General features: G+C 70.7%; 10 protein-coding genes. 4 read left to right on the forward strand and 6 right to left on the reverse strand.

Annotation, left to right across the window (positions count from 1 at the left end; all coding sequences use genetic code 11):
* Positions 1-517: 517 nt before the first annotated feature.
* Together OHS59_RS05435 and OHS59_RS05440 are read right to left on the reverse strand one after the other, a co-directional pair.
* Complete coding sequence (locus OHS59_RS05435) at positions 518-2,596, reverse strand: DUF1996 domain-containing protein (protein WP_443061613.1); 2,079 nt, start codon at positions 2,594-2,596, stop codon at positions 518-520.
* Positions 2,597-2,988: 392 nt separating this feature from the next.
* Positions 2,989-3,225, reverse strand: coding sequence for a DUF6296 family protein (locus OHS59_RS05440; protein WP_328492252.1), 237 nt, complete (start codon positions 3,223-3,225; stop codon positions 2,989-2,991).
* Between the two features lie 533 nt (positions 3,226-3,758).
* On the opposite strand from OHS59_RS05440, the gene OHS59_RS05445 reads away from it, so the two are divergent.
* Positions 3,759-6,560 carry a SpoIIE family protein phosphatase gene (locus OHS59_RS05445; RefSeq protein ID WP_328492253.1) on the forward strand — a complete coding sequence of 934 codons (2,802 nt, stop codon included), beginning with the start codon at positions 3,759-3,761 and terminating at the stop codon, positions 6,558-6,560.
* A gap of 78 nt (positions 6,561-6,638) precedes the next feature.
* On the opposite strand, the gene OHS59_RS05450 is transcribed toward OHS59_RS05445, so the two are convergent.
* From OHS59_RS05450 to OHS59_RS05460, 3 genes are all read right to left on the reverse strand, one after another.
* Positions 6,639-8,177, reverse strand: a complete 1,539-nt coding sequence (locus OHS59_RS05450) for an MFS transporter (protein WP_328492254.1) — start codon at positions 8,175-8,177, stop codon at positions 6,639-6,641.
* 142 nt (positions 8,178-8,319) lie between these two features.
* The gene (locus OHS59_RS05455) at positions 8,320-8,493 is read right to left on the reverse strand and encodes a hypothetical protein (protein ID WP_328492255.1); all 174 of its coding nucleotides are present in this window, start codon (positions 8,491-8,493) and stop codon (positions 8,320-8,322) included.
* A 146-nt stretch (positions 8,494-8,639) separates the two neighbouring features.
* Positions 8,640-9,011: a helix-turn-helix transcriptional regulator gene (locus OHS59_RS05460; RefSeq protein WP_328492256.1), complete on the reverse strand. Its 372-nt coding sequence runs from the start codon at positions 9,009-9,011 to the stop codon at positions 8,640-8,642.
* Between the two features lie 144 nt (positions 9,012-9,155).
* On the opposite strand from OHS59_RS05460, the gene OHS59_RS05465 reads away from it, so the two are divergent.
* A complete protein-coding gene (locus OHS59_RS05465) occupies positions 9,156-10,052 on the forward strand; it encodes an STAS domain-containing protein (protein ID WP_443061614.1) in 897 nt (298 codons plus the stop codon).
* A 149-nt stretch (positions 10,053-10,201) separates the two neighbouring features.
* Here OHS59_RS05465 and OHS59_RS05470 read toward each other — a convergent pair whose 3' ends face one another.
* Positions 10,202-10,939 (reverse strand): PaaX family transcriptional regulator C-terminal domain-containing protein, encoded by a 738-nt coding sequence (locus OHS59_RS05470; protein ID WP_328499061.1) that lies wholly within the window; start codon positions 10,937-10,939, stop codon positions 10,202-10,204.
* A 163-nt stretch (positions 10,940-11,102) separates the two neighbouring features.
* On the opposite strand from OHS59_RS05470, the gene OHS59_RS05475 reads away from it, so the two are divergent.
* On the forward strand, positions 11,103-12,782 hold the full coding sequence (locus OHS59_RS05475; protein WP_328492257.1) for a DNA alkylation response protein: 1,680 nt from the start codon (positions 11,103-11,105) through the stop codon (positions 12,780-12,782).
* A 114-nt stretch (positions 12,783-12,896) separates the two neighbouring features.
* Positions 12,897-13,106 (forward strand): heavy-metal-associated domain-containing protein, encoded by a 210-nt coding sequence (locus OHS59_RS05480; protein ID WP_328492258.1) that lies wholly within the window; start codon positions 12,897-12,899, stop codon positions 13,104-13,106.
* Positions 13,107-13,207: the final 101 nt, after the last annotated feature.

Below are 13,207 nucleotides of genomic sequence, written 5' to 3' on the forward strand. Positions count from 1 at the left end.
GCCCTCCTGTCCGGCAGCGGGGCGTCCGCCGGTGGCCGTGCCCGCCCGGCCGCCGGGCACGGCCACCCGACGCGGCCGGCGTCCTGCCTGCGTACAGGGGGTGTTCTCCGGCTCGGTGCGATGCGTGGCGAGAGCTGTCCGTTCCCCCGGCGCTGTGGAGTCCACGCTTCTCCGCCCTTCAGGAAGGTCTTGATCCAGTCACTCATCGCAGCGTGTGCCGCAGCTCACGGAGCGCGTCGCCCCTCGCACGGAACAAGCGGGAGCGGTCGGCCGTTCTTCTGTACGTGGCTGCGGAGGGGACAGTGTCCCCGGGCCTCACCCAAAGCCCATGGGGAAGATCGTTCGGCTGAAGCCCCATGGAGCCATTCGCCGAGAGGCGACCGCCCTCCGCAGACACCGCACACGGCCCCGGCTGGTCTCCCCCGTCCAGCCGGGGCTTTCCGCTGCTCACGCACGGAGGGCGGCCGAGCCTGCCTGCGCAGGTCCGACCGCCCTCCGTGGTGTTGGAGCGGTGCCGTTACCTCGACCTGCTGCTGATACGGCGCAGGAGTACGAAGCCCGCGATCACCAGCAGTCCGCCGGCCGCGGCCGGCCACAGGCTCGTGCCGGTCTCCGCGAGTCCGCCCGTGACCGTCTGCGGTTCGGCCACTCCGCCCGCGTCCGAGGGTTCGGGGCCGGGCACGGCACTGCCGGCGTCCGCGCCGCCCGTCGAACCGGCATCGTCGCTCCGGGTCGCCGACGGTGACGTGGCGGCCTTCGGCGCCGCTTCGTCCTTGTCGCCGCCCTTGCCCTTGTCCGCGCCGCCCGCGGCTTCGGTCGCCTCGGTATTGCCGGCCGAGGGCTTCGCGGTGTTCTCGCCACCGTTGTCCGCGGGGGTCTCGCTCTGACCGTTGTCCCCGGGCTCGTCGTCGCCCGGCTGCTCGGTCCCCGGCTGCTCGGTCCCGGGCTGCTCGGTGCCCGGCTCGTCGTCGCCCGGCTGCTCGTTGCCCTCGGTCGGGTCCGGAGAAGCCGTCGGCGGGTCGGTCGGCTCCTCGCCGCCACCGCCGTTGCCGCCGCCGCCGTTGTTGCCGCCGTTACCGCCGCCGCCATTGCCGCCGCCGCCGTTGCCGCCGTCGTCCGGGCCGTCGCACTTACGGCCTTCGTTGATGCAGTCCACCATGTCGCCCATCAGCGCCTCGTCGAAGACGTTGATGAAGTCGCCGTGGTCGGTGACCGGCTTGTGGAGCTGCTCGGGGAAGGAGTCGACCGCGAAGAACGGCTTGGCCTTGCCGCCATCGGCCACGCTGGGCGCGTCGACGTCGTAGACGATGCGCTGCACCAGCTGCGGGATGGCCTTGAAGTCGTTCGCGCAGCTGCCGTCGGCGGCTGCGAACGCCACATGGGTACGGTGGTTGGCGCTGTCGATGTTCCGGCCGTCCCAGCAGCTCTGGAACTTGAAGGTGCGGACCACGTCACTGCCCTGGGGGCAGAGCGGGTACTTGTCCTTCAGCTGCCGGTCCTCGAAGCCGGTGCAGCTCCACGACGCGTTGGCGTTGGTCGGGCCGTTGACGAACGCCTTGGCGTCACCGGTGATGATGCGCAGCAGCTTCGGCATGGCCGTGACCTCGCCGCGCGGGCTGCCCTGGAAGGTCATCGTGGCCGCCTTGGGCCTGATGATCTTGCCGGCGTTGCCCTCGATGCCACCGCCCGGAGAGGCGGCGTCCTTCTCGTCGGCGCCGTTCTGCAGGCGCAGCACGGGCCAGAAGTACGAGGACTTGTCGCCCTCGTCCTCACAGGAGGTCTCGGCGTTCGCCAGGTCCTCGTCGCTCGCGAAGGCGTCGTTGGACTGGTTGCCGACGTAGTCGTGGAAGTGGTGGGCGCCGTTGCTGACACCGGGAGCCACGATGACGTTGTCGGAGTTGAACAGCCCGTTCTCGTTCACACCGCACTTGGTGGTGAAGGAGCCCTTGGAGGCGTTGCCCTGGGCGGCCGGCTTCGACACGTTGGGCTGGACGGTGGAGATGTCCACGAAGTCCGCTGCCACGGGGCCGTTCCCGGCCTGGCCGCCGTTGCCGGGAGGCTGCTCGCCCTGCCCCTGCCCGGCGCCCTGGTCCTGGTCCTGACCGGCACCCTGGTCCTGACCGGCGCCGTCATCGGCGTTGTCGCCCTGACCGTCGCCGTTCTGTTCGCCGTCCTGCCCGTTCTCCGGCTCGTCCTGGTTGCCGGAGGCGCGGAGTATGCAGGGCGCGAAGGCGTCCAGCCCCTCGGGGCGGTCACCCACGGCGTCGACGGCCGCCACGATCCGCTCGATCGTCGCCGCTCGCTTGTCCTTGAGCGGGTTCATGATCGAGTTGTTGGCGAAGGCGGCGTCCTGCTTGATCGCGTCCGCGGAACTCTGCAGCCGCTGATAGGCCTCGGCGATCTGCTTGTCCAGGAGGGCGAGTTCCTTGTCGACCTCCGTCTTGGCCCCTTCCGGAACCGCCGCCAGCTCACTGCCGACATCCGGGCAGTCGATCGTGGCGGCGCCCGAGGCAAGGACCTGGTCGGTCTGGCCCGAGGTGCTCTCGGAGGCCGTGGCGTAGACGTTCGCCGCTACCAGCCCACCTCCTCCCAGCATCAGCGCGACCGCCCCGATGGTCGCGCGTCGTGCGCCTGTTGGGCGTCTGCGCGTGTTGCGTACCAAGGATCTACTCCTACGCTTCGTTGCCGACCGGCATGGCAATCCCCCGCCTCATACGGAGATGAAGCCCCGAGTGTTCAGAGACAACTCGGATTCATAGAAACCTCTCATGAACCAGACGTTTGCGAGACCCGTGTCCGGGCAATCACGTTTTCCTGCGGTCTGGTTGGGGAAGGGTGATCCGATGCGCTCTGCGAGGGCGGGAGTGAGTCCGTTTCCGCCGGTTTGCAACAAGCAAGTCGCGGGTCGGGGCCAGGATTTCGGCGGCGGCGGAACGAATTCGTCATCACCTTCCGCGGCGCACGCTCCTGTTGCGGCGGCGGCCGGACCTAGGCCAGCGGCTCGGCGGAGGGTGGCAGGGGTGACTGGTAGCCGCCGCTGGCCAGCATCCGCACCTCGCCCGCCTGGCTGATCTCGGCACGCAGGATGCCGGTGGGGTCGCAGTAGACCGGACTGCCGCCGGGCCCGAGCGAGGTGGTGCGTTCCACGACCACCTCGTCCGTGGCGGCGTCGGCGCCCGATGGCCCATGGGTGAAGGTCAGCCGGTAACGGTCCGGGGTCTGCATGACGGCCTCCACGCACGCTCTTACCGCAAAAGTGGGCAGATGCATCCACTTCCATGATGCGGCCAGGTGGCACGGACGGCAGAGCGTGGCTGATCCCGGGTGATCGCGTCGGGCATCGGGCCGCACCGCACGGCCGCGCCCGACCGGCCGGCCGGTGCCGCCACCCCGGATCCGGTGCGATTCCGGTCCGCACCCGGTTCGGTTCCGGATCTGCGCCCAGCTCGGTTCCGGTCCGCGCCCGGTTCGGTTCCGGATCTGCGCCCAGCTCGGTTCCGGTCCGCACCCGGTTCGGTTCCGGATCTGCGCCCAGCTCGGTTCCGGTCCGCACCCGGTTCGGTTCCGGGCCTGCGCCCAGCTCGGTTCCGGTCCCCGCCCGGTTCGGTTGCGGCCCGTTTCCGGCCCGTGTCCGGCGCTTCCCTGCCCCACCTTCGGCCGGTTTCCGCCAAAGGTCTGAGCCACATGGGCCTGAGCTTCGTCCGTCACACCACGGGCGCCCCTCGCCTCCTGGCTCCCGGCAGTGTAGACATGAGCATATGGTCCGATTCTTGGGTCGATCCTGGGCCCGGTCGACCTCCCGCCTCAACGGCCTGCGCGCGCGCCGCAGACGTGACCGTCCCCGCCGAGCGCACGGGCAGCGGACACACCGGACGCCGCACCGGCCGCTCGGTCGGCAGGGGGCACAGACAGGCGGCTCCTCGCCCGGGTCCGCGGGGGTGCGGTCGGCGCTGAGCGGACGCAGCGTCGCGGGCCAGGTTTTCCTGCTGCAAGTGGTGATCGTGCTGCTGCTGGTCGTGGCCGCGGCGGTGGCGCTGGTCCTGCAGGTCCGCCACGACAGCACGGAGGAGGCGCGGAACCGCTCCCTGGCCGTCGCCGAGACGTTCGCCAACGCTCCGGGCACCCGCGAGGCGCTGAGCGCCCCCGATCCCACGGCCGTCCTCCAGCCGCGCGCCGAGGCGGCCCGCGTGGGGTCCAAGGTCGACTTCGTCGTGGTGATGAACACCGACGGTGTCCGCTACACCCACCCCAAGCCCGACCGGATCGGCAAGAAGTTCGTCGGGACCCTCGGCCCGGCGCTGGCCGGCAAGGCCTTCACCGAGGAGATCACGGGGACCATCGGACCGCTGGTGCAGGCCGTGGTGCCCGTCAAGGCGGACGACGGCAAGGTCGTCGGCCTGGTGTCGGCGGGCATCACGACCGAGAACGTGGGAGGCGTCGGGGACCGGCAGATGCCCCTCCTGCTGACCGCCGCAGGCGCGGCCCTCGCGCTGGCCCTCGGGGGCACGGCCCTGGTGAGCCGACGGCTGATGCGCCAGACCCACGGTCTGGGACCGTTCGAGATGACCCGGATGTACGAGCACCACGACGCGGTGCTGCACGCCGTCCGGGAGGGAGTGCTCATCGTCGGCGGCGAGGGCCGGCTGCTGCTCGCGAACGACGAGGCACACCGCCTGCTGGACCTCCCGGAGGACGCCGAGGGCCGCCATGTCCTCGAACTCGGCCTGGACACGGGCACCGCCGAACTGCTGGCCTCGGGCCACGTCGTCACGGACGAGGTACGCCTGGTCGGTGACCGGCTGCTGGCCATCAACCAGCGGCCCACGGATCTCAAGGGCGGCCCGGCGGGCAGTGTCGCCACGCTCCGCGACTCGACCGAGCTGCGCGCGCTGTCGGGCAGGGCCGAGGTGGCCCGGGAACACCTCAAGCTCCTGTACGACGCCGGAGTGGGCATCGGCACGACCCTGGACGTGACCCGCACCGCCGAGGAACTGGCGGAGGTGGCCGTCCCGCGCTTCGCGGACTTCGCCACGGTGGATCTGGCCGAGGCCGTGCTGAGCGGCGAGGAGCCGGACGCGGGCACCTCCCTGCGCCGTACGGCGCTCAGCGGGATCCGCAAGGACGCGCCCCTGTACCCGGTGGGCGAGCGGATCGGATTCGTCGCCTCCACACCGCAGGCGCACAGCCTCGGCACCGGCGAGGCCGTGGTGGCTCCCGCGCTCAAGGAGGCGCACGGCTGGCTCGCCCAGGACCTGGAGCGCACCGCACAGGTCGTGGAGTACGGGATCCACTCGCTGATCACGGTCCCCCTGCGGGCGGGGCACCTCGTCATGGGTGTGGCGAACTTCTGGCGCTCCGAGAAGCCCGAGCCGTTCGACGACGAGGAGCTGGCCCTCGCCGAGGAGCTGGTCGCCCGGGCCGCGGTCTCCATCGACAACGCGCGCCGCTACACACGCGAGCACACCATGGCCGAGACCCTGCAGCGCAGTCTGCTCCCCCGCAACCTGCCCGAGCAGAGCGCCCTGGACATCGCCTACCGCTACCTTCCCGCCCAGGCGGGGGTGGGCGGCGACTGGTTCGACGTGCTGCCGCTGTCCGGCGCCCGGGTCGCCCTGGTGGTCGGCGACGTGGTGGGCCACGGCCTGCACGCGGCGGCCACCATGGGACGGCTGCGTACCGCGGTCCACAACTTCTCCTCGCTGGACCTGCCGCCGGACGAACTGCTGGGGCTCCTGGACGAACTGGTCGGCCGTATCGACCAGGACGAGGCGACGGAGGACGGCAGCGCCGCGATCACCGGCGCCACCTGCCTGTACGCCGTCTACGACCCGACCACCCGGCAGTGCACCGTGGCCAGGGCCGGCCATCCGCCACCCGTGGTGATCCGCCCGGACGGCCAGGTCGACTTCCCCGAGGTGCCCGCCGGGCCGCCGCTCGGTCTGGGCGGTCTCCCCTTCGAGACGGCCGAGCTCAAGCTGGAGGAGGGCAGCAGGCTGGTCCTCTACACGGACGGGCTCGTCGAGGACCGGGAAAGGGACATCGACGTCGGCCTCGAACTCCTGCGGACCGCTCTCACCGGGGCCGACCGGTCCCCGGAGGACACCTGCCAGGCCGTCCTGGAGGCCCTGCTCCCGCCCCGCCCGAGCGACGACATCGCCCTGATCGTCGCGGGCACCCGCGCGCTCGGCGCCGACCGTATCGCCGAGTGGCGGGTGCCGTCCGACCCCGCGGCCGTCGGCGAGGTGCGCGCCTCGGTGACCCGGCAGCTGACGGAGTGGGGCCTGGACGAGATGGCGTTCACGACGGAGCTGATCCTCAGTGAGCTGGTCACCAACGCGATCCGGTACGGCAACGGCCCCATCGAGGTCCGTATGCTCCTCGACCGCAGTCTGATCTGCGAGGTCTTCGACGGCAGCAACACCTCACCGCATCTGCGGTACGCGGCCACGACGGACGAGGGCGGACGTGGTCTGTTCCTCGTCGCCCAGCTCACCGACCGCTGGGGCACCCGCTACACACCCGCGGGCAAGGTCATCTGGACCGAACAGCCGCTCTCCTGAGCCGAGTTCCCCCGGGGCCGAACGGGTGCTGGTGCCCGCCGTTCCCCGTCAGGCCTGCGCTCGCCGTTCCCTGTCCGGCTAGTGCTCGCCGTTCCCCTGGAGACGCTCCAGGTCGCCGGGGCGTACCTGGATGACGAGCAGTGCCACCAGGGCCGCCGCGACGGCGAAGATCGCTGCGACGACGAAGGCGCTCGAAATGCCCGACGTCAGCACCTGGTCGCTCCACGGAGACGGGAGTTCGCCGGTCCTGCGGAACTGGAGGCGCTGGGCGGGGGTCGCCTCCGCCATGAACTCGCGGACCTGGTCGGTGGCCTCGTTGCGACTGGCCGTGCCGAAGACGGTGACCAGTACGGACAGTCCGAGCGAACCGCCCACCTGCTGGGTGGCGTTGAGGATTCCGGAGGCCGCTCCCGCTTCCTGGGGCGCCACGCCCGACACCGCCATCAGCGTCAGCGACACGAAGTTCAGCCCCATGCCGAAGCCGAAGACCAGCATCGGTCCGAGGATGCTGCCCGCGTACGTGCTGTCGACCTCGGTCAGGGTCAGCCAGGCGAGTCCGACGGCCGACAGGATCGCGCCCACCGTCATGAACGGCTTGGGACCCCATCTGGGCAGCAGTTGCGAGGCGATTCCGGCGCCCAACGCGATGATGGCGCTGATCGGCAGGAAGGCGAGGCCGGCCCGCAGCGGGCTGAAGCCGAGGACGTTCTGCACGAAGAGCGTCAGGAAGAAGAACATGCCGAACATCGCCGCGGCCAGGCTCAGCATGATCGCGTAGACGCCGGCGCGGTTGCGGTCGCGGAACATCCACAGCGGGGTGATGGGCTGCTTCGACCGGCTCTCGACGAAGATGAACGCGGCGAGGAACACGACAGCCGCGATGAAGGCCCCGACGGTCAGCCCGTCGCTCCAGCCCTCCTCGGAGGCGCGGATGAACCCGTAGACGAGCAGCACCATGCCGATGGTGGAGGTGAGCGCGCCGAGGATGTCGAAGTGGCCCGGCATCCGTTCGGACTCCCGGATGTAGCGGGGCGTCGCGAGCGCGATCAGCAGGCCGATGGGGATGTTGACGTACAGGACCCAGCGCCAGTCGAGCCACTCCACGAGCAGACCACCCGCGAGCAGGCCGATCGCGCTGCCGCCGGCCGAGACCGCGGCGAACACTCCGAAGGCCCTGTTCCGCTCGGGGCCTTCGCGGAACGTCGTGGTGATCAGCGACAGGGCGGTCGGCGAGGCGATGGCACCGCCGACGCCCTGGAGGCAGCGCGCCGCGAGCAACTGCCAGGACTCCTGGGAGAGTCCGCCCAGCAGAGAGGCCAGCACGAAGAGCAGTACGCCGAAGACGAAGACTCTGCGGCGGCCGAGGATGTCGCCCAGCCGCCCGCCCAGCAGGAGCAGACCGCCGAACGTCAGTGTGTAGGCGTTGATCACCCACGACAGGTTCTCGGTCGAGAAGCCGAGGGAACTCTGGATGTGCGGGAGGGCGATGTTCACGATGGTGATGTCGAGGACCACCATCAACTGGCACGAGGCGATGACGAGGAGTGCGATTCCGCTGCCGTGGCCCCGCTCCGGGGACTTGGCAGTGTCGGAAGGTGTCGCGTGTGAACCCGTCATGGCTTTGGCCTGTGTCCTGGCGAGGTCTGGGGTCAGACGCTCGCTACACCGACGTTAGCTCCGGGTTCCCACCCCCACCAGTCGATCATCCCGCCCTCGGACGGCCCCGGGACGGCCGCCGTTGTTCGGTCCTTGCCGTCGGTCAGTCCTCGCCCCTGACGATGTTCCCCTCCGGTTCCGCCGAAGTGCGGCGGGAATCCCTGTCGGCCGTCGCCGAGAGGTGGATGCGCACGCCGCCCACCCGGCGCCGACGGGCCTGCGCCCAGCCGGTCTCGGGGCGACGAACGATGTCCTGCGTGCTGCCGTACGCGCTCACGACTCCTCACATTCCTTCTGCGCCCTGCCCCTTGGAGCAGGGTCCGCGTCATGTTGCCGCTGTTTGTCGCTGACGGGTGCCGGGTCCCCCGCGGCGGCACCCGGAAACCCTGCCGCGGCCCGTCCCCCGTACGGGTGGAACCGACGTCACTCGTCGGCGGAGGTGTCCTGCTCGTGGACGGAGGCCGGCTGCAGCGTCTGAGGTCTCACGTCGCGCTCCGTGTCGTGCTGGTCCAGCAGCGACAGCAGACCCGCGACGGTCAGACCGGCGTCGGCCGGGTGACGCAGGATCGTCCCCGGCTCGATCCGGTACTCGTTGGTGCGCCCCTGCCTGGTGTGAGTGAGATAACCACCCTGTTCCAGGTCGGAAATGATCTTCTGCACGGCACGCTCGGTCAGCCGGCAGCGCGCTGCGATGTCCCGGATGCGGGTGTTCTGGTCCTCGGCGATCGCGGCCAGCACCCGCGCGTGGTTGGTGAGGAACGTCCAGCCGGAATGTGTCTCAGGTACTTCACCCATGCCGCCCAGCATACGACCTGTCATTCACGCAAACCAAAGGGTGAAATATTTTTCATGTATCTATTGACGTGTGAAAGATCGGGGCGGAACCTGGAGGAGACAGTGACGGTGGATGTCCGGGGAGCGGCTGCCATGTCGGAACCCATGCTTTCTGCGCAGGTAGGGGACTCGCGCGGGGCCCACCGCGGAGGGCCGCCCGGTCCCACGCGAGGGCACAGCCCGACATCCCTGAAGATCGGGACACACCGCACCGGTGGGCGGATGACCGTCGTGGCGGCCGGCGAGATCGACATGGACACCTGCCAGGGGCTGCGGCACGCCCTGCGCGAGGCGCTCGCCGCCTCGGTGCGCGGTGTGGATCTCGACCTGGGCGGAGTCGACTTCTGCGACTGCTCCGGGCTCAACGTCCTGCTGCGCGTCCGTCGGCGCGCGCTGACGGACGGCAAGACGCTCGTCATACGGTCCGCGGGCCCCGCCGTCGAGCGGCTGCTCGCGCTCTCGGACACCTCGTCACTGTTCACGCCCGAGAGCGTTGCCGACCATGGCATCGCTCCCCGGAATCGAAACCCGCGCCCCGGCGCGGAACACGGCACCACGGAACCCAGCACCACGGAGGAGAAAGCGTTGTCCGGTGACGCCACCGACGCCGTCGGCACCGTCGACGCCGAGCGGGAACTGCGCGTCGAAGTGGTCCAGTTGAAGCGCGCCATGCAGACGCGGCCGGTCATCGATCTGGCCCGCGGTGTCCTGATGGCATCGTTCGGGCTGAGCCCCGAGGACGCGTGGAGCGTGTTGGTCACGGTCTCTCAGAACGCCAACATCAAGCTGCATCACCTCGCCGAGGGCACGGTGACCGCCGTCACGGGCGACCCGCTGCCCGAGGCCCTGCGGCAGCAACTGTCCGCGGCGGTGGCCGAGATCGCCGCACGCCGTACCGAACCGGCCACGGAGGAGACACCCCAGGAACCGCGGGACACGCCCCAGGAACCGCAGGACATGCGCCGGGAACCGCGGAACGCGACCCGGGAATCGGAGCCGTGAACTCCGGGGACGCCCCGGGATGCTCCCTCTGGAAACCCTGGCCGCCCTGGGCATCCCTGGCCCTTGGACATCCGTGCTCCTCGGACATCCCTGGCCTCTGGACATCCCTCGGCAAGGAGGAGCCGCGGACTCGTCGCCACCGGACAACCTCACAGCGCCGCCAGCACCTCGGCCCGGTAGTCGGTGTAGACGGCCCGCAGGGCCGGTGCCGGCCAGTGCGCCGGGAGGAGTTCGCCGGGCAGGACCGGATCGGTGACCAGGTGCCGTACGACGGCCGCGAAGGCGGCGAAGCGGTCGGCCGGGTGTGCGGTGCGGGCCACGTGCGCCAGCAGGGAGTCGGCGGTGTCGGCCCAGCCTTGGAGCGGCCAGAGGCTCCCGGCCAGGGCGCGCGGGTCCTGTTCAGGTTGCGCGGTGAACCGCTCGGTGAGGTCCGTCAGAGCGCCGGGCCACGGGCGTCGCAGGTTGGCCGGCCTGAGCCACACCCCCTCGCGCAGTTCCGCGAGGCGCAGGCCCGACAACGCGGTACGCAGTTCGGCTCGTTCGGCGGGGCCACGGCCGGTCGCGGTGACCACGACGGTCTCCCATGATCCGTCCCAGGCCCGGGTACTGGGGTGCACGGCCTCGTCCTGGCGGCGCTGCCGTTCCAGGAGCCGTTCGCTGAGCCGGTAGACGCCGTCGGCGCGCCGCAGATCGCCCGCCGTCACCATCCGGCTGAGGGCGGCCCGCAGGGTCGAGCCCGCGATGCCGAAGGGCGCCACGCCGTGGATCAGGTCCCGCACCGGAAGCTCGGGAGGGTGCACGGCCAGGAGGACGCTGAGGACGACCGATCGTGCGGACAGCGGGCGCAGTTCGGGGGCGGCCGACGGCCGGGGCCCGTTCATCCGCATGGACGTCATGGAGGTCATTGTGCCCGGTCCGTGATCCGGAGCGCAGTGTGCCGGTGCCGGGCCCGCAGGGCCGCGCCCCCCTCGCACGCAGGCGGCGCACCGGCCGAAAAGCTAGCCTGTTACGTCATTGCTGCGACCGCAGAAATAGTGCAACACTGCCGACATGGTCCCGATACTCGCGCCGGAACAGTCCGCCACGCACGACGTCACCAACCAGGCCCCCTTGCTGGCTCCGTACGACGCCGCCGACGACACGGCCCTGCTGGAGGGGCTCCGCCGCGAGGGCGCGGGCTGGGCCGAGGGGGATCTCCGCAGGCTGGGCCGCGTGGCGGGTGCCGAGGAGGCCCAGGAGTGGGGCGAGCAGGCCAACCGGCACGAGCCGGAGCTGCGTACGCACGACCGCTTCGGCAATCGGGTCGACGAGGTCGAGTTCCATCCGAGCTGGCACCGGCTGATGGGCACCGCGGTCGCCGAGGGCCTGGCCGCCGCGCCCTGGGCCGACGACCGGCCCGGCGCCCATGTGGTCCGCACGGCAGGCGGACTGGTCTGGGGCCACACGGAGGCCGGCCACGGCTGCCCCACCTCGATGACCTACGCGGCCGTACCCGCCCTGAGGAAGCAGCCCGAGCTGGCCGCGGTGTACGAACCCCTGCTGGTCAGCCGCGTCTACGACCCGGAACTGCGCGTCCCGGGCGAGAAGGGCGGGCTGCTGGCAGGCATGGGCATGACCGAGAAGCAGGGCGGCTCGGACGTCCGTACCAACACGACGGCCGCCTCGCCGACCACGGAGCCGGGCGTGTACACACTGCGCGGCCACAAGTGGTTCACGTCCGCCCCGATGTGCGACGTGTTCCTGGTCCTCGCCCGGGCGCCCGGCGGTCTGTCCTGCTTCCTCGTGCCGCGGATCCTGCCCGACGGCAGCCGCAACACGTTCCGCATCCAGCGGCTCAAGGACAAGCTGGGCAACCGCTCCAACGCGTCCTCGGAACCGGAGTTCGACAACACGGTCGCCTGGCTCGTCGGTCCCGAGGGACAGGGCGTCAAGACGATCATCGAGATGGTCAACTGCACCCGCCTCGACTGCGTGATGATGAGCGCGACGCTGATGCGCAAGACCCTCGTCGAGGCAGGCCATCACACGAAGCACCGGAGTGCCTTCGGCGCGCCGCTGATCGACCAGCCTCTCATGCGCAACGTACTGGCCGACCTCGCGCTGGAGTCGGAGGCCGCCACGACGCTCACCCTGCGGCTCGCGGGCGCGGCCGACCGCGCGATCCGCGGTGACGCCCAGGAGGCGGCCTTCCGCCGGATCGCCACCGCCGTCGGCAAGTACTGGGTCACCAAGCGGGGCCCTGCCTTCACCGCCGAGGCCCTGGAATGCCTCGGCGGAAACGGCTACGTGGAGGAGTCGGGCATGCCCCGCCACTACCGCGAGGCCCCCCTGCTCTCCATCTGGGAGGGATCGGGGAACGTCAACGCCCTCGATGTGCTGCGCGCTCTCGGCCGGTCGCCGGAGACCGCCGACGCCCTGTTCGCCGAGCTCGCCCTGGCAGACGGCGCCGACGCCCGGCTGGACGCCGCCGTCATCCGGCTCAAGGACCAGCTCCACGACCTGCGTGATCGGGGAGGCCTCGAAGCGGGCGCCCGCCGGCTGGTGGAACTGACGGCACTGACACTGCAGGGCTCCCTCCTGGTCCGGCACGCACCGGAGGCGGTCGCCGACGCCTTCTGCGCGACCCGGCTCGGCGGCGACTGGGGGCACTCCTTCGGCACACTCCCCGCCTCCGCCGACCTGACCGAGATCCTGAACCGCGCACTGCCGGACACGGCGGCACAGGGTTAGGTGCGGGCGCGCCGCGCCGGATGGGATCTTGCTGAACGCCTCCGTCGGCAGGCGCGTATGACTTCCCGGGACCGCTCCCACAGCATGTGCGCGCCGGGAAGAGACGAGGGATCAATGACCGAACAGCGTTACCACGTCGTGGGTATGACCTGTGGCCGCTGTGCCGACAAGGTCGGGTCCAAGGTCGGCGGAGTCCCCGGCGTGGACAGCGTGCGCATCGACATCGAGACCGGAGCGGTGACCGTGACGGGCGAGGCGTTCGACGGGTCGAAGATCTGCGCCGCCATCGCGGAAGCCGGTTTCGAGGTCGCCGCCGTCCTCTGACACCTGCCTGCGGCCACCTGCCTGGGCGCATCCGAGGTGCGGTCTGTCCAGCGGAAAAGATGCCTTTCATCCTAAAGAAGGGCACGTACGGACCGACCGGA

The sequence above is a fragment of the Streptomyces sp. NBC_00414 genome, from assembly GCF_036038375.1.
Classification (GTDB): domain Bacteria; phylum Actinomycetota; class Actinomycetes; order Streptomycetales; family Streptomycetaceae; genus Streptomyces.